Genomic DNA, 21,963 nt, shown 5'->3' with positions numbered 1-21,963 from the left:
TACTGTATTATTTGAATATCAATCATAACAAACTAATCTAAATATAATTTGATAGCTTCCTATACTTATAAAGTAAAACACTGATTTGCAATATAATAAGTCTAAATTTCTTTTTCTGAGTTATTTGCTGTTAAATATATATGCAGCATATCCATGATCTTTTTCTACAATAACCAACCCAAATCTAAATCTAGTAATATCGAGACTAACAGCTCAATCTTTGACAATTATCAAGGTGTTAGGTGTTTTGCATTAAATTTAGTGCCTCGTAAGTCTGTTACAAATCCAGCAATTTTACCAAATAAGCAAAATATATTTTTATTAAAAGACATTAAATATATAACAGAGTATTATGGGGTTTTTAAAAAATAATGTTTTTTTAGCAGTATACAGTTGAACTACGGATGAGTGCTTTTGAGTACAAACCTATACAACGCTTTATTCCTATAACTGTTTGAAAATCCAAGTGAATGCAACGATATGCAATCTATGCCAATCCAATACAGACTGAGTGGATTTTACTTTTGGTATTATTCAATAGTTGGAACTTTTTTACCGTATTGGAGCTTATATCTTCAAGATCAAGGATTTAATTATCAAGAAATCGGATTACTGTCCTCTATAGCCATTTTAACCCGTATATTTGCACCTTTTATTTGGGGATTTATCGCAGATAAAACAGGCAAACGAATGTTGTGGGTTCGTGTGGCAACTTGGATGGAAGCTACGATCTGGTTTTTAATTTTTATCATTCCCAACAATATGCAATCGATTGCATTTCTGATGCTGATTTTTAGCTTCTTTCAAAATGCCATACTTGCGCAATTTGAAGGTGTAACGCTGTTTTGGCTGGGTAATCAACATACAGCATTGTATGGGAAAATTAGAAAATGGGGTTCTATTGGATTTATTATTGGCGTATTTAGTATCGGTGCGATTTTAGAAGTTATTGCAATTCAATATTTACCAATGATGTTGTTATGTATTGCATTTACAGCTTTTATTTGGTCCTTTTCGATTAAGGAACCCAGCACAGCACCGAGTGCACAAAAAATATTAGACCCATTGCTTCCCATTCTAAAAAGACCTGTGGTTTTTTCATTTTTTATCATTGAATTTATTATGCTTTTTGCACAAGCACCATTTTATAGTTTTTATAGTAATTATTTAAAACTTGCTGGTTACAGTACAACTCAGATTGGCTTTTTATGGTCAGTTGGGGTGATTGCTGAAATTATCATGTTTAACTATGCAAATTTCTTCCTAAATCGTTTTTCATGGCGAAGCTTAGTCGCACTTTGTTTAATCATGACCAGTATTCGATTTATTTTGGCAGGTTTATTTTCAGAAAGTTTCATTATTCAATTTATTTCTCAAACTTTTCATGCATTTAGTTTTGGTTTATTTCATATTATTGCAATGCGTGTCATTTTGCAGAACTTTGCAGCCAAACAACAGGGCAGAGGGCAAGCACTATACAGTACCATGTGGGGACTTGGTGTTGCGTCAGGCAGTATTTTAGCTGGGCAATATTGGGAAAAATTATCAGGAGAATATATTTTTATCCTTGCTGGATTTTCAGCCTTGCTTGGTTTGCTATTGATTAATTTTTTACCTAAAACACTACAAACGATTCAAAGATAAATGAATCTCTTTGCAGAAAAGAGATTCAGAACATTCAAATCGATACTGTATGGGGTTAATTTAGTAAATAAACAATGAGGTGTACAATAAAAGGTCCAACCAATACCATAAAAATACCAGCTAAAACCATGGTTAAACTGGCAATAACACCTTCATCTTTATCACGCATATAAGCTTTACTTGTACCAAAACCATGTGCCGCATTACCCAAAGACGCACCTTGTGCAAAGCTTGATTTCAGTCTTAAACCGCCTAATACCAAATCACCAATTAACATACCAGTTACCCCAGTAATCATGGTGAATAAAATCACCAGTTCAACTGAACCGCCGATATGGGTTGTTAACTCCATTGCAAATGGTGTAGAGATTGAACGTGCCATTAGACTATAGGTTGTTGTTTGGTCAAAATGAAATAACTTGGCAAGGTAGAATGCACTGATCATTCCAGCAAGCATACCAATGACCACACCCATAGAAATTGAAATGAGATGTTCTTTAATGATTTGGCGATATTCAAAAATTGGGATTGCAAAGGCAACAGTTGCAGGCCCTAACATCCATATAATCCACTGACTATCAAGCATATAAGCATCATAAGAAACATGTGCTGACAGTAAAATGGTGATTAAAACAATCGGAACCAAAATTGCTGGAGATAAAATTAAGTATGGAAATTTACGATAAAGCTTTTTGACCAACACATAAGCGACTAATGTGATCACTAGGCAAAATATTGAAATGGCAGACATTATTTATCTCCCTGTAATACATGTACGGTTTTATGAACATGACGTTGTTTCAACTTCCGCTCTAGTTTAAAACCTATATGCACACTATAAGCAGTAAATACCATCACACAAATTGTACCCAGTACAACCACAACAATCAGTTGCCAACCCTCAGTCATAAATAGGTTTTTATATTTCATTAACCCGATAAAACAAGGAATAAAAAATAGTACCAATTCACCTAGAATGAAATCTGAGCCTGATTTAATCCAATTTAACTTAAAAATACCTGTCATGAGCCCAATCAAAACCATAAATAAGCCAATCACAGCTGCCGAAATAGGTAAATTAAATTGTTTTTGAATGATTGAACTAATCCACCAAATCAAAATTAAAAGCCCAATTTGCAAAATGACTTTATAAATTGATGAAATTTGATGGCTTTGAGTACGCGTAGACATTTTATTGCAGATATTTTAAAAAGATGAGTTATTTTAGTTGCAAACATCACAGTATATTATGAATAATTAAATCATAATTATGCATTTTGGGAATAATTGATGGACATTAAAAATCTTAAAATTTTTGTAGAAATCGTCAATTGCGAAAGTTTTACTTTGGCTGCGGATCGTTTGTTTATGACACAGCCTACACTCAGTAAATCAATTAAACATTTAGAAGAAGAACTTGGTACGGCTTTATTTAAAAAAGGTGAAGCTGGAAGAAAAAGGGAAGTTGTACTTACCTATATTGGTGAATTAATTTATCAACATGCTTTAAATATCTTAAATGAACAAAAGCAAATATTTGAAAATATAGATCAAGTACAACAGTTAAAAAAAGGTAAATTAACCATAGGCTTGCCACCATTAGGTTCAGTATTACTTAGCCCCTTAATTGCTTTATTTCACCAAAATCATCCTGATATTCAATTGAAGTTCTTGGAAGTTGGTGCCAATGGTATTGAGGAAGCAATTGCTGATAAAAGTATTGATGTCGGGATTTTACTAGGTAATTTAAGACCAAGTTTTGCGGCAATTCCTGTGATAGATTCACCAATGTGTTTATTGGCTAAGAAAAATTCACATTGGAATCAAAGAGATTCAGTAAATTTGCATGAACTTAAAGAAGAAACTTTTTTACTTTACGCTGATTCTTTTACATTAAATAAGATGATTATACAGGCTGCAAATTCTGTAGGTTTTGAACCAAAAGTGGTGTGTAAAAGTAGCCAGTGGGACTTTATCACCAAAATGGTGGAGTTTAATATGGGGATCGCCATATTGCCCAAAATTTATTGTGATCAGTTAGATCAAGGGAAGTTTTGCTCAGCAATCCTTAATGAGCCTAAATTACATTGGACATTGAGTATGGCTTGGAATACGACTGTAGCAATGAGTCCAGCAACCAAAGCTTGGTTAACGATTGTAGAGATGCATCGAGATAAAATTCATTTCTAGATGGATTGATAGCTTTTAAGTCTTAATAAATTGAGATTGGCGTGGCTCAGGTTTAAATTTTATAAGTATTAAAAGTATGTATATTAATTTCTTAATTGATATTATTTCGCATAATGTATATTATGTTAAATAGAATATTATGTAAGTTGTCTACTCACATGTTGTTTGCAATGGCTACCTAATTATTAGAATTTGACTAATTTATATTTCGAAAAAAGTTAACTAGAAAAGAAGCTGTAATTTTCTATGTTAATTACGCTTAAATTCCAACCCTCTCATTTTTCAACTAGCTCAGGTTATAATGATGGCCTCCCAAAATATGGTTGATCTATTATGAACGCCTCCAATGACCCTCTACACGGCAAAAAACTTGCTGACATTTTGGATGAATTATTGGATTACTACGATGGCTTTGAAGGCTTAAGTCGTAAAATTGAAATTAGATGTTTTTGCATAGATCCAAGTGTTAAGTCATCATTGAGATTCTTACGTACTACCCCATGGGCACGTGAAAAAGTAGAAAGCTTATATTTGTATGTCTTACGCCAAAAAGCCAAACAGAAATCGTAAACCAAATATTTTATAAATTGTTATTTTAGTGTTCTAAGTAATTAAATTTATTGTTTATTAAAAATAAATTTAATTGTGAAATAAATTCTAGGTGAACATAAGTTAATTAAAATATCAGAGACAGTGGCTACACAATGCTGTGGTTGCTACAGCTCAGCAACTTGAATCAGTAAAATTATATTCAAGTTGCTGAATATCCCAAGTAACATAATATAAGTTATGCTGAAATCAGATCGCTACTCGATTTTGTATGGTTATGACTTCAATGTACTTTCGTATTTGCTTCAGTTAAATAAGCTTTCTTCGATGTCTTATTCCATAAACACAGTTCTTGCCCTGTTTTGTTTTTCATATGTGCTTGCGGATATTTTCCTTGAATCAAGAGTGCCGAATATCCAACACGATCATCAAACAGCATGACATTGCTTACTGTCTTGGCATTTTTAAGTTGACTTGCTTTTATACAAGCCGCTTTTATTTCCTGATCAAGCTTGTTCCATGCCTGCTCGGAACTTCCGAAAGCTACGCTAGTCGCAGCAGAACTTGCCACAAAACCTAAAATAGAAAGATATTTTAAAAATATACGATATCTCAATATCATGATGATTGTCCTGTAAATTCGAGTGTCTGGATCTATACTGAAACAATCTGATGAGATAATCTAGCAATTTACACATGCTGTAACAGCAGATATTCAGGATTACACATATCTCTGAAAAGTTGTCCGTGATTTAGATTTTAAAATATAGATCAAAGACTTAAAAATAGTTCTATTCTATAGAAGCATTACCTGACTCACGTAATTCCATACAGTGATCAATAATTTCTCGCGTCTTATCGGTTGCGGAAATTATAATTATGACTATTAATTAAAACGCTAACTTTGCTGTGTGGCCCTGTCTATGTGATGCATCTATAGCTTGTGATCTTGAAAAGCCCATCCCTTTTTAAATATATCTTGCACTTTATCTATTTTTATGTATGATTGAGTAATCACTCAATTAATATATTTGTCTATGGCCCGTCCTCGTAGTGAAGATAAACGTAATGCAATTTTAAATGCTGCTATTGAAACATTGGCAGAACTTGGAGAGCGTGCATCTACTTCAAAAATAGCCAAAGTCGCTGGTGTAGCAGAAGGTACTTTATTTACTTATTTCAGTAATAAAGAGGAATTACTCAACCAATTATACCTTTCGCTAAAGGCCGAACTGCGTCAGGTCATAATGCTGAATTATCCGAACAACTCAGACCTACAAAGCCAAATGTTTTATATCTGGCAAAGCTATTTGGACTGGAGTTTAGATGCCCCACTCAAACGTAAAGTGATGGCACAGTTGTCGACTTCAGAACAAATTACAGAGCAGAGTAAACACATTGGTATGCAAACTTTTTGTGATTTTACTAGGACTATTCAAGAACATATTGATGACGGCAAATTAAGAGATTATCCACCTTTGTTTATCGGTTCGATTTTGGGTGCACTTGCCGAAGTCACACTCAACTTTATTGCTCAAGACCCTTCTCAAGCTGATCTTTATCGGAAGTCAGGTTTTGAAGCTTTTTGGCATGCAGTTTCAATGTAGATAAAGACTAAAGTAAGGATGTGCAGCATTCTTATTTTTTAAATTAATTAATGAGTGATTAAATACTCATTTAAATAAATCAAAATAAGCACTTATCTCAAGTTCTTATTTACAGATATAGCTTGTTCCACTCAAGGAAAATAAAATGACAATTTCAAACGCAACAGACTTGCCTTCTCCCTTCATGTCATCACAGCAGCACAATGGGAAATATAGCAATATACGGCCGAATCTGCACACACATTCTTTTGGAAAAACGCTAGGCTTAATGTGGAAATTTCTATTTAACAAACCCAAAAATACGGTGCCAAACCGAGAAATTCCTGTGTTAAGTTTATCAAAAGAACAACTCATGAGTGCCCCAGACCGTTCTCTATTTCGTCTTGGGCATTCGACCATTTTATTAAAATTGCGTAATGAATTTTGGTTAACCGATCCTGTTTTTTCTGAGCGTGCCTCGCCTTTTCAGTGGATTGGCCCAAAGCGTTTTCACCAACCACCGATTAGCATTGCGGACTTACCGCCCATTAAAGGCGTGATTTTGTCGCATAACCACTACGACCATCTTGACTACCATGCAGTAATCCAACTCAAAGACAAAGTTGAACACTTTTTAACACCACTCGGTGTTGGTGACGCACTGATTAAATGGGGCGTGCCAGCAGAAAAGGTTCAGCAACTTGACTGGTGGGAAACAACCTATGTGGATGGTCTTGAGCTGATTGCTACCCCTGCCCATCATTTTTCAGGTCGTGGTATGGGTGATAGCAACGCAACGCTTTGGGCATCGTGGGTGATTATTGATAATGATCTACGGGTGTTTTTTAGTGGCGATACTGGTTATTTCGATGGGTTTAAAGAGATTGGACATCGTTATGGTCCTTTCGATCTTACCATGCTAGAAACTGGGGCCTATGATCCAGAATGGCCAGATGTTCACATGCAACCTGAGCAAACTTTACAAGCGCATATCGATTTAAAAGGACGTCATTTGTTGCCTGTCCATAATGGGACTTTTGACTTGGCGCTTCATGCTTGGGACGATCCATTTGAACGAATTGTGGCTTTGGCTCATCAAAACGACTTAGCGATTAGTACGCCTCAAATGGGTGAAGTATTGAACTTAAACCAGCCAAATGTCGAAAACTATTGGTGGCGTCCGTAATTTTTTCAATAATTTTAAATTATTTACATCCCTCAATTCTCTTTTAAAAGTATTTATATTCAGTGATATAGCCCTATTGTTTTCCTCTATATTTTCTTTTGTTAAAACTAGGACTAACTCTGTCTTAGTTTTATTATTGACTTAAAACACAGACTGCATTAGTCTGTGTTTGTAATTGATCAATTATTAAATGAAATGGCTTATATCACTAGTAGCGTCGAGTATGCGATTCACTGTCTTCTTTTTCTTGTAAATAATGAAGATAAACCATTGAGTAGTAAGGATTTAGCTGAATTGCAAGGCGTCTCTCCTAGCTTTATGGCCAAGATATTTCCTAAACTTGAAAAGGCAAAACTTGTTTTGGCGCAAGAAGGTGTTCGTGGCGGGTATTTACTGGCCCGATCTGCTCACGAAATCAGTTTTCTTGATATTGTGAATGCAATTGAAGGTGAAAAACCGCTTTTTGAATGCCAAGAAGTACGTGGAAAATGTGCAGTCTTTAATAATGCCCCACCCAATTGGGCAACAAATGGGGTTTGTGCCGTACATGCAGTTATGTTGCAGGCCGAGAAAGCGATGCAAGATGCATTAGGCGCGCATACACTTGGTGATATTGCAGACCGTTTTGGCCGTTATGCACCCGACGTATTTTTTAGTGATGTAAATGGCTGGATCAATGAACGCATTGAAGGAAGAACAGCAAAAATGCGGAAAAATAAAATATCACGGGATACGCCCGACTAATGAGCTTATAGGGCATTCATCCCTAAGGTAAAACTTCTCTAAACGTTTTCAACGCCTTCTCAGATTTTTCGGACAGTCAGAGAAAGGATTCGCTCACCCAAAATTTTGGGATGAGCTGGAATTTACATGTCCGAAAAACATATCAAAAGGATAATCAAATGAGTAAGCGTATTATTATTGCAGGTTCTGGCTTTGCTGGTTTATGGGCTGCACTTGCCGCACAACGAACAATTCATTTGGCTGCGCAAGAACAAAATATTGAAGTGCTGATGGTTTCCCCGAGTCCGAATGTTGATATTCGTCCTCGTCTTTATGAAGCTGTACTTGAAAATATGTATCCTGATATATTAGACATATTAAATGTCGTTGATGTTAAATATGTCGCTGGCTGGGTAAATGAAGTGAATGCTGCGGCCCAAAATCTTGTGATTACAACGATCCACGGCGATCAACAAAGCTTAAGTTATGACCGTTTTATTTTGGCAACGGGAAGTACTGGCTATATACCGCCTATATCTGGTCTTAAAGACTATGGATTTAGTGTCAGCACTTTAGCAGATGCTGAAAAACTTGATCAGCATCTTAAAAGTTTAGCCAATAAGCCTGTAAGTTCGGCACGTAATACCGTAGTCGTTGCTGGTGGTGGATTGACTGGGCTTGAAACAGTTGCCGAAATGCCAGAACGCTTGCGTAGCATTTTAGCTGAAACTGATATTCGTGTGGTTTTAGTCGATTCATCAGCAGAAATTGGTGCAGCATTGGGTGACGAAGCTGCAGTGGTAATTCAAGAAGCTCTTAGCGAACTCGGCATTGAAGGTAAAGCTGGGCTACGCGTTACTGCACTTGATGCTTCTGGAGTAACGCTTTCTAACGGCGAAAGAATTGAAACAGAAACTGTCATTTGGACTGCGGGCATGCGAGCGAATTCGTTGACCTCTCAAATTGTAGGTGAAAAAGATAATTTAGGTCGTATTTTAGGTGATGCTTATTTACATGCACCAGAGGCCAAAAATATTTTTGTGACGGGTGATACTGTAAAAGTTCCAACCGACAATTTAGGTAATTTTAACGTGATGTCATGTCAGCATGCCATGAGCCTAGGCCGCGTAGCGGGTTACAATGCCGCTGCAGAATTGGTTGATTTGCCATTACATGTGTATAGCCAACCAAAGTATGTGACTTGTGTCGACTTAGGCCCATGGGGAGCACTTTACACTGAAGGATGGGATCGAAAAGTTCAATTTGTGCGCCACGAGGCGAAAAAAATTAAGCAAGAAATTAATACGGTATGGATTTATCCGCCAGTTGCAGACCGTGAAGCTGTTTTTGCTATAGCAAATCCTGATTTTGTAATTGTTCCTTAAAATTAGTTTTGCTAATGCAGATCATTTTATTTAACTCTCCTAAAAGTAAAGCCATCACTGGTTTTGCTTTTAGGTTTTTTTGAGTCATTAAGTTATGACTTTTCTAACTCTTCTATTATCGCTAAAGCTGTTTTTTTAGCAGAAAACGTGTTTTGTCCTGTAATTAATGTGTATTGAGATCATTGTCATTGAATCTAAAAATATCATAAATCATATCTAATTAATGCTTACTCAAACTACTACAATCCTTTCTGAATATGGGGAAATCATAATTTTGGTATGTAAAAACACTGATCTTATGAAAATTTTTTCTCTATCCTAAATTAGAAGCCTTAGTTCATGAACTTAATTTACTATTTTTGAAAATTATTGGTTTAAATTATTGAATTTAATAAGTATATTTCTCCTTGTAATTATGAGCTAGATTTTATATAAACCTAAGTTAATTAATATATCTAAGACTGTGGCCTACACAATGCTATTGTTGTCACAGATAGACAACGTGAATTTAGAAATTATAATTCACGTTGCCGACTATCCTAAGTAATATAATATTCGTTATGCGGAAATCCTGTGCTGTCTCAGTCTATCTATGTGATGATCTAGTTTTATAAATAATAATTTGAGTTGATCTATTCCTTCGTAATTGTCTGTGTCTAGTATCCTCTAGATACTTTTCACACGCATAAAGACAAAATCTGATTTATTTAAAACCCCTATGTTTCTGTTGTAGAACCCTGTTCTATAGATATGCTGATTTATTCTCATAATGAGTTCTAATTTAGTTGCATTACCGCATCTGTCTCGCTTGAATTTTTCAAACGATATTGTTGTAGAATTTTCTGTAAAAGATGTGATAAGAGAGATTGTCAATAAACAGAATTAATTCTGTCTTTGCTAAAATAATACAAAAGCAAAGTATTGATATAATTTAGATAAAAGTCCCGAATTTGGGACTAGAGTCCACCATTAACGGGGACTCTTTTTTATTATTACTTTATTAAGATGGAATTATATTTTTCTGGTAAGAGACCATATTCACCCCATGTAAGGTTTTCAACACAAAATCCTATACCACTAGGAGTAATTTTACCCCAAAAAATTACGATACGGCCTTCTGAGTTGTCATTTATACCATGTTTCTTTTGAATACCATTTAAATCTTTAAGGTAAAAATCTTTAATTGCAGGGTTGGATACTAATCTAGTCATTCGTACATTACTATCAGTGCCTTGACCTGCAACAAATGAACTTCTAATTATTCCATAATACAATTTAGGTTCATCATCTTCATCAACGATATCTTCAATATTATGTAGTAGCTCGTTTAACAATATCGCAACATTTGAATTTGGCAAATAAAAGTATTTATAGTAATTTTCATTAAATTTTCTGCAAATTCCTGCCACTGTTGAAATTTTGGTTGGCAAGTCTAGTTTTTCACCAGTATGTCTTGATATTGGGACAGATGAAATTGGCCCATCTTCATCTTCAATTGCTGTTTGATCATACTCATCTGCTTCAGAATCATTTTCTACAGGAGCTTCTGACTTAAATTTATGAATGATTGCTAATTGTTTATTTTCAATAGCTTCAAGTGCCTGCTCCTCAGTCTCATATAGCTGACCCTCTGGTTTTGGCACTCTTAATTTACACTCAACATCACTATAAGATGGTAAATGAGAAAAAAAAGCCTCTCTGCCATTTGTAAAAAAATCTTCAACTAACGGTCTTCTAGTTAATGGTGTTAAACATATCGGACAAAATATTTTATCTTTCATCGATATATCAAACTCTTTAGCAATAATACTGGTAGCATTTTTTCGTAAAGTATCTTTATTTCCTGTTTCGTACTTCCAGCCATCTAGATACAGGGCTGATTTGATTCTATTATCCGACATTATTTATTCCTTATGGAAATTAGTTATAATATCTATATTAAATTTTATTTACATATATTTCAAGTACATAAATTTAATTTTTTCACTCTAAAGTCACATAACTTCATTTTTGTTAAATGTGGCTACTCAATGCTATTTGTAGCTGCAGCTAACAACATGAACTCTAAAAGTTAATTAGCAATCATTTCTCATTATTTTTATGCAGCATATTAGTTAGAAGCATGTTTAAACCTAACTCAAAAATTTGATCCTAATCTTCTGTTGCCCAATATGACTTAGCGTCTTCCAATAAAGGATATTTTTCTAATTTTAGGTTTTTACCTGCTAGCTGATATCCTTTAGCTTCATCAATTCCTACCCCTATTAAGTAATAATTTAAAATTCTCAAAAAATAACTCGCATCTTTTAAAGCTAGATTGGCATTCTTGAAAACGAGCAAAATCACATTCATAAAGTTATATCCAATATCTGTATTCAATGGATGAACAGCTAAGATAAGAAAAAATTTTGGATATTCCTGAGATAATTTTCTCCATTGTTTTGCTATATACATTAATTGTCCTTTGGGATCATCTACTTGATTTTTAAAATTAATTTTTGAAACCCAAAAATCTACGATTTGATCAAGAATTTGTTCTTTATTCTTCATGTGATAGTAAATACTCATATCTTCACAATTGAACTTTTGAGCAAGCTTACGCAGACTGAAGCCGTCTATACTGTTCTCTTCTATCATCCATAAAGCGGTTTTAATAATTAGATCTTTCGACAAATTGACTTTTGTTTTTTTGTGATTCTCTGTTTGATTTGACATAAAAGTATTTACCTTATAATTTACCTTACAGCGTAAGTTAAAAAAAAAGGAATAAAAATGAAGCACGCATTACAAAGTTGGGAACATTGAGGAAATTATTTGTCCTTTAAGCATTATAAAATCTTCTATAAGTTTTCACCTAAACTGAATGCTCAAACAATTTTCTTAATTCATGGTTATCCCACAAGCTCATTTGACTGGGCAAAAATCTGGGGTACATTAGCTGATAACTATCAAATACTTGCTATCGATTTACTTGGATTAGGATATCTCTGATAAACCAAGTAAATATGTATATTCGGTTCAAGATCATGCCGATCAAGCTATTGCCTTGATTGAGTATTTAAAGCTAGAGGAAGTTCATTTAGTCGGTCATGATTTAGGTGTAGGAATCATTCAGGAATTGCTTGATCGACAGCAGAACAACCTTATTAGCATCTAAAGTTAAATCTTCTGTTTTTTATGAATGGTTGTTTATTTCCTGAAGTATATCGCCCTCGCCTAATTCAAAAACTTATGGCGTCTTTTGTTGGACATATAATTACATTTTTCTTATCTTTTCGAGTTTTCTCAAAAAATATTAAAAATATGTTTGATCAAAAGAATCAGCCAAGTGATTTAGATTTGAAACAATGGTATCAACAATTAAATATAAATCATGGGAAAAGGAGTCTAGTTCAATTAAACCGGTCAATTTTCGAGAGGTTTAAGCACCGTGATAGACTTGTCAATGCTTTGATTAATAGTCAGATTCCTCTATTACTGATCAATGGGAAAAGTGATCCTAATTCTGGCGTACATATGGCGCAAAGATATAAAGAAATTATTCCTAACCCCAAAGTGATTGAAATTGAAGATTGTGGACACTGGGTTCCTTGGGAGCAACCAACTATCGTAGGGAAAGAAATAAAGACTTTCTTATCTTTATTTTGAATATTGATTGAATGTTTTCGCTACTTAACTGAAATTAATAATATCAAATGGTTATCGACCTTTTATATTGAGTATCTTCTTTATTTGAAGATACTCAGTTTACAAGGTAAATCCATGAAAAATTCTGAATTTTACAGACTATTATAACTGTAGATCAGTAACATAAATTTAATGAAAATTTACTCATGTTACTGATTATCCTAATAAAAATAATATTCGTCAAAAATTGTCGAAATGATACCATAATCGATTGTTAGATAGAGTGAGCTATTTTTGTTCAATTTTGCGTATCTCTATCTCGTAACCCGAATGTTTTCCTTTAATTATTTCTACAGCCATAAAGTCAGAAGTCGCTTCAACAGTCCGTGATGTACTAGTTTTACCTGTCGCACGCCCGTTAACTATCTTATAATAAGCATATGTAACATGAAATTTAGCCATTTAAATTTTTCCTTCTAGTTAGTTAGTACATTTAAAAACTTTATACATTCAAATGTAGTATAATTTTATTTTATATAAGTAGATTATCTGAAAATTATAGTCTACACAACCTTTGCTGAGTGGCATAATAATAAATTATACGGTGATCCCGTGCTACTTAAAAAAATGTAAAATGGATGATTTAATGAAATATAGAACAGATATACTAAAAAATAAGATTAATCATTTATATAGATTAACATTTGAGTATATTTTAGGTGAGAAATCACCCTGTTTTCATGGAAAATAAATGAAAATTCTGGTTATTGTTTTAATCATTGTGGCTCTTGGAATTCTTATTGCTAAAAGTAAAAAATCCAATCAACAAAATTTAAAAGAATTAGTTAAAAGAACCTTTCCAAAACATACAATTATTGAGAAATTTGGCACAGTTATGATTTGTGAAATTAATCATAGAAATGAACCAGATGAGCTTATTTTTATAAGAATAAACCCAAATAGAAAAAAGAATATCAATAGAAATGGGCGTAGATTAAATGCTGAATACCCTGCTATTCCAACAACAAAAGAATTAAAAAATGACTTTAACAGCCACTTAAATTAATGCTTGATAGAATCAGGCCATAGATATCCAGCTTTAATAAAACTAAGAAAACGTAAAACTCCAAGAATTAAGCTATCGCACGCTGAGCAATAGCCAAAGCCTCATCCAAATCCGCTTTTAAATCGTCTACATGTTCAAGTCCCGCATGTAGACGCACCAAATATCCACGACTAGGCAAATGACTTTGAGTTCGATAAGGCGTTCCAACTGGCAAAATCAGGCTTTCAAATCCACCCCATGACAAGCCAATGTGGAAAAGCTTTAAAGAGTCAAAGAATGTCTCAACAAAACACGGATTGTTTTGTTTTAAATAAAAAGAAAATAAGCCTGTAGAACCAGAAAAACTCTGTTGCCATAGTTTGTGATATGGATTCATTGCTAAAGCTGGATGGTTTACCAGATCGATTGCTGGATGTTCATTTAGATAATGAGCGAGTATCACGCCATTCTCTTCATGTTGTTTTAAACGAACGGCTAAACTACGCAACCCACGTGATGCTAGATAAATATCATCTGGACTTGTCGTTTCACCAAAAAAGTGTACAACTTTATTTAATTGCTCTATAGATGCTGCATTTGCTGTTGCAGTCCCCATGAGAATGTCAGAATGCCCACCAATATATTTTGTTACAGCCTGAATTGAGACATCGGCACCATGTTTTAAAGGTTGAAAAAACAATGGGGTTGCCCAAGAGTTATCTACTAAAACCTTGGCATTCATAGCATGGCTTATTTCTGAGATTGCAGCAATATCGCTAATTTCAAAAGTAATTGAGCCTGGTGACTCTACAAAGACCACACTGGTTTTTTGATTAATTTTGCTCTTTAACTCGTTTAAGTCACATGAGTTAAAGTATTCAACATGGATTCCCAGTTTGGGCAACATACTGTCTGCAAAACTTCGTGTTGGTCCGTAAATATTATCAGCAATCAGAACGTGATCACCAGCAGCAACGAATGCCATTAATGCATGCGTACAAGCCGATAGTCCAGATGGAAAAACCATGCATCCTGCCCCACCTTCTAATGCATTAATTGCACTTTCAAAAGACTTTGCTGTAGCAGCACCAAAACGGCCATAATGTTTATAAACACCGCCATTTTGCTTATGTTCCTCCCATTCTTTAAAGCTATCGACGACGATAGTTGAGCCTCGGTAAACAGGAGTATTCACCAAACCATCAAAACGCTGAGGGGTTCTTCCCAAATTTATGACTTGTGTACAAAAGTGATTCATAGCAGCACCAGCATGATTTCTAACAAATATTTCTATAAACAATGATAGATAAATGCATAGAATTTTTATTTTAAATAAATCACTATTTTTTTAAAAAATTAGAATTTCAATCCATATTTATGCATGTAAAAGGAATTTTATTTCCATATTGAGATAATAAGGTAAATATTTATGATATGGCTGGTTGATATCTTTATTGCTTTATCGAATAATTTTTTAAGTGCATTTGCTTAAAAAAGAGGGTTTGTATATCTGATATTTATTTACAATTCACTTTTTCTATTATTTATTGCTCGCTATTCGTCAGACCGCCCATTGCGGGTGGGCAGTACTTAAAATCGCAACTTTACCTATTAAGGTCTAAATTCATTTATATAGAGATCTGTAGCGTTTTAAACTTTTTTAAAATCTGGAGGTCTTTTTTCTAAAAATGCAGCCATACCCTCCTTAACGGTGACATCGAAACTAACTGCTGCAATCGCTCGTGCTTCTAGCTCTAAATGAGTTTCCAAACTATTTTGATGGCTAGAAAGTAGTAATTGGCGAATATTATTGAGTGCAGGCAAAGGCTGATTTGCCAACAAAGTTGCATTTTCTTTTACTCGTTGCTCAAAGTCTGCATCTGAAGAAACCATTGTTAATAATCCATATTCAAATGCCGTACTTGCACTCATTTTTTTATTTGTCATTAAAATTTCTTGAGCTCGTCGTAAACTTACAATTTTGGGTAAATACCACGTGAGTCCAGCATCAGGACTAAGCCCTATACCTGTATATGCTGGACAAAATTGAGCTGAATCTTTTGCTATAACGATGTCACCAATGAGCGATAAACTCATACCCGCGCCAGCAGCAGTACCATTTACAGCAACTAGAAGTGGTTTATTCATTCTAATCAAACGAGAAATCGCGAGATGAAGAATTCCAGCGAGTTCGCTTAAAAATTCTGAGATATTTTCACCAGCAGCTTGAAATTCATCTAAATCACCTCCTGTGCAAAAAAAGCGACCTTCTGCCGTTAGAACAACACAGCGTATGAATTTATTTTGATCACAATAAATAGCTGCTTTTAATAATTCTTTAGCAAGATTCAGCGTGATGGCATTACCGTTTTTGGGCCGATTTAATTTGATATACGCTAAATCGTTTTCTACTGTGACTAAAACGTCTTTGTACATAATTAAATCCTTATTTTTATATTAAATTTTCAACACTGTTATAAACAGCTTAGAACGTATATGACATCATACATGTCGTCAAAAGTGAAAATGTTTTAAGAACTACTTGAGCAATTCTTTTTTATTTTTCGATTACTAAAAAGTCTATCTATCCAACGCTGATATACAGTGTATTTACACGAAGACCAATAAAATGATGAAAGAAATTATTACGCTAAAATTGTTGGGTAAATAATGTATAAATTATTCATAAATTGACAAAAATCTTGGTTCTATATTTGAGAAAACTAAATAATATTAACCGGAAAATGCTCTACCAAAAAGATTTCGTGCAATCACCCAACGTTGAATTTCATTGGCTCCTTCATAGATTTCTCCAATTTTGGCATCTCTATAGATAGATTCCAGTGGATAATATTCCCCTGTTTCTTTGAGCTGTTGGACAAAGCCATATGCACCACAAACTTGAATTGCATCTCGGGAGACCTCTACTGCTAATTGACTGCCTGCAATTTTAGACATTGCTGCTTCAATTTCTGCGTTACCTTCAATATCATAACGATAAGCAGCTTTAATATATAAATTTCTGGCATTTTCAATATTGAGTGCATGATCAGAAAAAGTATATTGCCAATGTTGAAAACGGGCTAACTCTTGACCAAAAACCTTTCTGTTTTTGCTGTAATGAATAGCATAATCAAGCGCTGATTGAGCCATGCCTACACCTATAGCACCAATACCCATTCTTCCAAGAGTCAAAGCAGCTAAAGCAGCATTGAGTCCTTTTCCAACTTCACCAACAACATAGCTATCTAAAATAAAAACATCGTTGATGCGTACGTCTGCTGTAAGCTGTGCCTTATTGCCCATTTTTATATCTGGATCACCAACATGAATATTTTTATTGTCCATATCAATGAAAAACATGGTCAAACCGTAATCTGTAGCGCATAACACCAAAATATATACTGCAACAACTGAGTTGGTAATCCAGCGCTTATGCGCATTAACAATCCAGCCTCCTTCTACTTTTTGAGCATAGCTCTGCATAGATCGCACACTTAAATCTGTACTTGTTAATGGCTCACTTGTTGCGAATGCTCCAACAAATGTACCTTTTACCAATTTACTTAAATACTTTTCTCGCAAATATGAACTTGCTTTATCCAACGTATTGCCAACCAATAGCGCTTGGCCATCAAATAAAGCAGAAGTAGCGCCAGCTGAATAATAAGCAAGTTCTTCCATAACAGTTAACGTTGCTAAAGTTGGATATTTTAAACCACGCCCACCTACATCTTGTGCAAAAGGAATTTGGTATAAACCATGCTCGGCCATGAGATCAAAAACTTCTCTTGGAAAACTGGATTTACTTTCCATAGTATTATTTAATAAATGTGCTTTTGGTTTAATATACTTCTCTGCAAAATTTCGAGCTTCATTCCGAATTTCTTTGGTTTCTTCGGGCAAGAAAATATCATTAAACATTTTTTCAGAATTTCTGATTAGCATATCCATATGAATATTCCATACTATCATTAAGAAAAATTATATAAATAAAACAAAAAGTGCCATATGGGTACACCTCCAAAATGATTACTTTTGACACTACTTTTCATAGATTACATGCACCCGATAAAGGTAATAATTGAATAGTTTCCCTTTAATACCTATAAATGTTCTGTTTTAAAAGCGATAGCCAATACCCATGTAACTAATCAATGGATCAACATCAATTTTAACTTTTCCTGAAATCAGATTTTGATTGTTATTTTGGTTATTTACATCAATTTTCGCGTCAATATCCATTTTTGAATAAGATAATGAAGCTACAGCAAACCAATTCGAGTTAAAGTCATAATTAAATCCAACACTAAATATTGGCGCAAAAGCATTTCTAGTGCTGACTTTAATAATAGGTTTGGCATCTGAACTTATGCCAGCAAGGCTATCTCCCGCATTACCGGTGAGAATATTCTGCACCCGATGACCAGCAAGAATAAGGTCATTTTCAATACCTGAATTGATTTTTACATTTTCTAAATAGGCATATAGTATGCCAACACCAACATATGGACGGAATTTGTTAATACCGCTTACACCAAACTGATAATGGGCTTCAATTGCGGGCATCCAAACTCTAGTATCGATTGCATATTTGGACTGGGTAAGATCCGTTATATAGAGTTGTTGTGAAATGGGGATACTATTTGTGCCAATAAGTGCTGTTGATGTGGGTGGCAAATTAACCTGACCAATAACTGGAGCATATACTTGACCAATTCCTTTTGCCTTAACCTTAGGTGGTATACCTGCTTTAAGCTCTAACGAAATATTATCATTTAAATAATAATTAAACATGATACCCATGGTATTAATGTTTTCAACTTCCAAGCCTGTATTAGGGCTAGTCCAATTAGAAGGTTGATTTAGAGTCGCAGTACCACTTAAATCGGCTGAAAGGCTTGATATGCCTAGGCCTTGTATAGTGCTAATTACCGTATGTGCTTGTTGCCCTTGAGTCGTTGACTGATCAATTGCGCCCAGAATATTCTGGGTTGAGACATCACCTACTCTATAAGTACTGCCTGCTGGGATCGCGGTCGTATTATTTATATTGTTTGCATCACCTAAGGGTTTTGCATACAACCAGCCGATAGAAATCGAATAGCGTTTAAAATCTGTTTTATCACTTGGTTTAAAATAGGAACTGGCATAAACAGTTTGTGCAGATACAGCACATATAGCTAAACTATATATATAATTTTTTAATTTCATGGATCCATCCAATAGATTTTAATATTTTGAATGAATATTTGACGACAAAATTGAATTAATTTGTATCGTCAAAAAGAACTAATTTATTAAAAATTTTTAATGATGAGATAAAGCCAATATTTTTGTTTTTTGCTCAAAAAAAGAGAGACTCTTCTTTAAATTAATGCATATTTCCTAGCAATAACTAATGCCCCAGTTCTATTTTTTACACCTAATTTTATGTAAATATTATTAATATGCCATTTTACAGTTGAAAGTGAAATGAAAAGCTCATCTGCTATTTGTTGATATTTTAAACCTGACTCTAACATGCGCAGTAATTCTAATTCTCTTTTTGAGAAAGCTGCTCTATTAAATTTAATCTGATCACTTTCAACATCTAAGCAAAGGTGGTTGCTTAATTCATTGAGCAAATTTTTATAATTTTCATCTAAAGTAGATGCTGAGCTCTTAATTAATTGAAGTGAAGCTATAGAAAATTTTTCAAAATCAATAAATACTCTAAAATACCCATTTTCAGCAGCCAAAAATAAAGCATGTTTAATCCGTTCCAATGCTTCTTTGTTATTGTTTTCATATTTTAAGGCAATAAATGATTTTAAAATTAAAATTTTACTGAACAAAAATTGGTTTTTTTGTAATTGATTATCATAAAGAAACTCATCGAGAAGTTTAGACACTAAGTTGAAGTTATTTTCATTTAGTTGCATTAATATATTGATATACTTATGATAAATTTTAACTTCTGCGCACTGATCAGTACTATCCTCCACCCTAATATCTATGTTATTTAAACAACTAAAGTCTTTTTCAGGTTTATTTGAAAGCAAATACAATTCAACTTGCTGGTACTGGAGTAATATATGCAGCCGTTTCGGATAAATTGAGATAATAGCTTGAAGGTTGTCTCTTAAATTTTGTATGTCAGCCCAGCGTTTTTGAAGTTTATAAGACGTCGATATTCCAGCAAGTGCTGTTTCAACTAAACCATGATTTTTAATATTTCTATATCCAATTTCAACATATTCTTGGGCTTTTGAAATTTGATTGACTTCATAGTAAATTGCTGATAATAATTGTGAAATTGTAGGTAAAATAGAAGCATCTTCACCTATTTCTTCAATTGTTTTATAAAATTGCCTTTCTAAAACTTTTTGTGCACGATTATATAGACCACAATCAAGAAGAAATAAACCATAAAGTAGATTAACCCAGATTTCACCATATATACTGCCTGTATCTCTAATCACTTGTAGTGCATAGTTGATTGATTTTTGAGCCAAATCATACTCAACATTCAATCGGTAACTTAAGTAACTTGCGCAAGATACAACTGCCTTATCAAAATTATCGGTGTTTTTATTTTTTTTAAACCAACTTTTTGATTTTTCTAAACATATTTGGCGTTTATCCTGAAATGTTAATAAGACAATTTCAATCGAATCTAATTTAGCTGAATAAAACTGAAAATCCATTTCATTTAGATACTGATCATTTTGTAAAGCTAGTCTGAGATCATTTACTCTTTGTTTTGACTCCTCCCATTGATATGAAAGTGCGAGCGACCATGCCAGCCAGTAAATTATTTTATTCCAATTAAAATATTTCTCATCTTTTAACTCCTTGAACCAATTAATCAGTGTAGGTAATTCACCTAAGTTCTTAGCTAAAATTTCACTGGTTTTGTCAATAACTAGATTTTGAATATGACGGTCTTGACTTAATTTTGCATAATAAGCAGACTTTTTGTAATATTGATTTCTAATCGACCACATTGATGCTCGAACAAGTATTTTTTTTGACTTATTATTAACTTGTTGACTGAGTATGAATTCACGCAAGAGTGGATGGACTTTAAATTCTCGATTATTTCGATCTGTATTTTCGATAAATGCTCCGCTATGATATAACTGTTTTAATCTAGATTTACTATCAGTAAATTTTAATGCATAGTTGCAAAGTTCAGCATTCGCCGTTTCAAGAGTAGACAAACCAATCAGGAATTCTTGCATATTAGAATCCAAATTATCTAAAATCTGTTCTTTAAAGAATTGTGAAAATATATAATCCTCACCCGAAAGCTCAAATAAATTTCGTGCATTTTGTTGGTTATTTAATAAATCCTTACAAATGGATATGGCATATGGCCATCCTTGTGTTTTATTAAACACAAATTCAAGTTGACTGGCTGAAATGTTGGTATCTAAATACTCGAAAACTTCGACGCTATTAAAGCTTAAACTTGATGAATTAAATATTTTAATTTTCTGATTCAGTTCTAAATAAGATATTCTAAATTTTGGAAATATACGTGATGCAATGATTACATGGCAATTAAGCTTTTTGTTATCTAATAAATTATCAATTTCATTATTAAAGTGAGCACACTCTATTTTTTCGTAATCATCAATAAAGATATAACATTCACCTGAAGTATACCTGTGTAAAATTTTTTCAATCGTTGAATCTTGTTCCAATTGATGATTAAAAAAAAGACTTAAGGCAGCCAACAAGGAACCTCTTTGCTTTGGGTCAAAATTTATCTCATCTAGCCAAATACAGCAAATACCATTACTTATTTTCTCGAAATATTCGAAACAGTATGTCAAAACTGATGTTTTACCATAACCACCTAGTGCAAATAAGAAATTAAGCTGGATATTCTCTATAGATTGCCGAACTTTATAAAAACAGGAATGAATATAAATATTTTCATTCTTATTGTGCCTTCCTTGGCTTGCTGAAAGCATTATTTTTCTTCCATAAATAATTTATCATTATTTAAAAATTCTCTATAACTATTCTAATAATGAT

Annotated in this window: 20 protein-coding genes and 1 pseudogene; 9 read left to right on the top strand and 12 right to left on the bottom strand. The window is 33.6% G+C overall.

The features are described from left to right. The first annotated feature begins 480 nt into the window (after positions 1 to 480). The gene (locus PYV58_RS11250; RefSeq protein ID WP_034613052.1) at positions 481 to 1,644 is read left to right on the top strand and encodes an MFS transporter; all 1,164 of its coding nucleotides are present in this window, start codon (positions 481 to 483) and stop codon (positions 1,642 to 1,644) included. 55 nt (positions 1,645 to 1,699) lie between these two features. Here PYV58_RS11250 and PYV58_RS11245 read toward each other — a convergent pair whose 3' ends face one another. Both PYV58_RS11245 and PYV58_RS11240 read right to left on the bottom strand, forming a co-directional pair. Further along, positions 1,700 to 2,395, bottom strand: coding sequence for an LrgB family protein (locus PYV58_RS11245; RefSeq protein ID WP_004821497.1), 696 nt, complete (start codon positions 2,393 to 2,395; stop codon positions 1,700 to 1,702). Beyond that, positions 2,395 to 2,835 (bottom strand): CidA/LrgA family protein, encoded by a 441-nt coding sequence (locus PYV58_RS11240; RefSeq protein WP_034613047.1) that lies wholly within the window; start codon positions 2,833 to 2,835, stop codon positions 2,395 to 2,397. Before PYV58_RS11240 ends, PYV58_RS11245 begins: the two co-directional genes overlap by 1 nt. 99 nt (positions 2,836 to 2,934) lie before the next feature. Between PYV58_RS11240 and PYV58_RS11235 the strand changes: the two genes are divergently transcribed. Continuing rightward, positions 2,935 to 3,834 carry a LysR family transcriptional regulator gene (locus PYV58_RS11235; RefSeq protein WP_034613044.1) on the top strand — a complete coding sequence of 300 codons (900 nt, stop codon included), beginning with the start codon at positions 2,935 to 2,937 and terminating at the stop codon, positions 3,832 to 3,834. Positions 3,835 to 4,167: 333 nt separating this feature from the next. After that, positions 4,168 to 4,404 carry a VF530 family protein gene (locus PYV58_RS11230; RefSeq protein ID WP_004720475.1) on the top strand — a complete coding sequence of 79 codons (237 nt, stop codon included), beginning with the start codon at positions 4,168 to 4,170 and terminating at the stop codon, positions 4,402 to 4,404. 262 nt (positions 4,405 to 4,666) lie between these two features. Here the strand turns inward: PYV58_RS11230 and PYV58_RS11225 are convergent, their stop codons facing one another. Further along, a complete protein-coding gene (locus PYV58_RS11225; protein ID WP_034613042.1) occupies positions 4,667 to 5,005 on the bottom strand; it encodes a hypothetical protein in 339 nt (112 codons plus the stop codon). 415 nt (positions 5,006 to 5,420) lie between these two features. Between PYV58_RS11225 and PYV58_RS11220 the strand changes: the two genes are divergently transcribed. From PYV58_RS11220 to PYV58_RS11205, 4 genes are all read left to right on the top strand, one after another. Further along, entirely contained in the window at positions 5,421 to 5,990 is a 570-nt protein-coding gene (locus PYV58_RS11220) for a TetR/AcrR family transcriptional regulator (RefSeq protein WP_034613038.1), read from the top strand. A gap of 145 nt (positions 5,991 to 6,135) precedes the next feature. Continuing rightward, positions 6,136 to 7,155, top strand: coding sequence for an MBL fold metallo-hydrolase (locus PYV58_RS11215; RefSeq protein WP_034613034.1), 1,020 nt, complete (start codon positions 6,136 to 6,138; stop codon positions 7,153 to 7,155). 195 nt (positions 7,156 to 7,350) lie between these two features. Next, positions 7,351 to 7,899, top strand: a complete 549-nt coding sequence (locus tag PYV58_RS11210; RefSeq protein ID WP_034613097.1) for an Rrf2 family transcriptional regulator — start codon at positions 7,351 to 7,353, stop codon at positions 7,897 to 7,899. A 158-nt stretch (positions 7,900 to 8,057) separates the two neighbouring features. Then, positions 8,058 to 9,263 (top strand): FAD-dependent oxidoreductase, encoded by a 1,206-nt coding sequence (locus PYV58_RS11205; protein ID WP_034613094.1) that lies wholly within the window; start codon positions 8,058 to 8,060, stop codon positions 9,261 to 9,263. A gap of 92 nt (positions 9,264 to 9,355) precedes the next feature. On the opposite strand, the pseudogene PYV58_RS11200 reads toward PYV58_RS11205, so the two are convergent. The 3 genes and pseudogenes from PYV58_RS11200 to PYV58_RS11190 form a co-directional block, all read right to left on the bottom strand. Next, positions 9,356 to 9,430, bottom strand: a pseudogene (locus PYV58_RS11200) (type 1 glutamine amidotransferase domain-containing protein); the annotation flags it as partial. An 825-nt stretch (positions 9,431 to 10,255) separates the two neighbouring features. Beyond that, positions 10,256 to 11,164: a hypothetical protein gene (locus PYV58_RS11195; RefSeq protein WP_034613031.1), complete on the bottom strand. Its 909-nt coding sequence runs from the start codon at positions 11,162 to 11,164 to the stop codon at positions 10,256 to 10,258. Between the two features lie 250 nt (positions 11,165 to 11,414). Further along, positions 11,415 to 11,978: a TetR/AcrR family transcriptional regulator gene (locus PYV58_RS11190; RefSeq protein ID WP_051671008.1), complete on the bottom strand. Its 564-nt coding sequence runs from the start codon at positions 11,976 to 11,978 to the stop codon at positions 11,415 to 11,417. A 462-nt stretch (positions 11,979 to 12,440) separates the two neighbouring features. Here PYV58_RS11190 and PYV58_RS11185 point away from each other — a divergent pair, with 462 nt between their 5' ends. Beyond that, on the top strand, positions 12,441 to 12,911 hold the full coding sequence (locus tag PYV58_RS11185; protein ID WP_227504225.1) for an alpha/beta hydrolase: 471 nt from the start codon (positions 12,441 to 12,443) through the stop codon (positions 12,909 to 12,911). Between the two features lie 267 nt (positions 12,912 to 13,178). On the opposite strand, the gene PYV58_RS11180 is transcribed toward PYV58_RS11185, so the two are convergent. Next, complete coding sequence (locus PYV58_RS11180) at positions 13,179 to 13,352, bottom strand: hypothetical protein (protein WP_155768680.1); 174 nt, start codon at positions 13,350 to 13,352, stop codon at positions 13,179 to 13,181. Between the two features lie 289 nt (positions 13,353 to 13,641). Here PYV58_RS11180 and PYV58_RS11175 point away from each other — a divergent pair, with 289 nt between their 5' ends. Further along, a complete protein-coding gene (locus PYV58_RS11175) occupies positions 13,642 to 13,956 on the top strand; it encodes a hypothetical protein (RefSeq protein ID WP_034613027.1) in 315 nt (104 codons plus the stop codon). A 67-nt stretch (positions 13,957 to 14,023) separates the two neighbouring features. Here PYV58_RS11175 and metC read toward each other — a convergent pair whose 3' ends face one another. The 5 genes from metC to PYV58_RS11150 form a co-directional block, all read right to left on the bottom strand. Then, positions 14,024 to 15,193, bottom strand: a complete 1,170-nt coding sequence (metC, locus tag PYV58_RS11170; protein WP_034613023.1) for a cystathionine beta-lyase — start codon at positions 15,191 to 15,193, stop codon at positions 14,024 to 14,026. 392 nt (positions 15,194 to 15,585) lie between these two features. After that, the gene (locus PYV58_RS11165; RefSeq protein ID WP_034613020.1) at positions 15,586 to 16,371 is read right to left on the bottom strand and encodes an enoyl-CoA hydratase/isomerase family protein; all 786 of its coding nucleotides are present in this window, start codon (positions 16,369 to 16,371) and stop codon (positions 15,586 to 15,588) included. A 297-nt stretch (positions 16,372 to 16,668) separates the two neighbouring features. Next, the gene (locus tag PYV58_RS11160) at positions 16,669 to 17,859 is read right to left on the bottom strand and encodes an acyl-CoA dehydrogenase family protein (RefSeq protein WP_227504224.1); all 1,191 of its coding nucleotides are present in this window, start codon (positions 17,857 to 17,859) and stop codon (positions 16,669 to 16,671) included. A 198-nt stretch (positions 17,860 to 18,057) separates the two neighbouring features. Continuing rightward, entirely contained in the window at positions 18,058 to 19,149 is a 1,092-nt protein-coding gene (locus PYV58_RS11155; RefSeq protein WP_034613014.1) for an OmpW family outer membrane protein, read from the bottom strand. A 155-nt stretch (positions 19,150 to 19,304) separates the two neighbouring features. After that, on the bottom strand, positions 19,305 to 21,899 hold the full coding sequence (locus tag PYV58_RS11150) for a LuxR C-terminal-related transcriptional regulator (protein WP_171077758.1): 2,595 nt from the start codon (positions 21,897 to 21,899) through the stop codon (positions 19,305 to 19,307). Positions 21,900 to 21,963: the final 64 nt, after the last annotated feature.

This window comes from Acinetobacter sp. TAC-1 (genome assembly GCF_029025845.1).
Lineage (GTDB): Bacteria > Pseudomonadota > Gammaproteobacteria > Pseudomonadales > Moraxellaceae > Acinetobacter > Acinetobacter guillouiae.
This window is presented reverse-complemented; position numbering and strand designations above follow the sequence as displayed.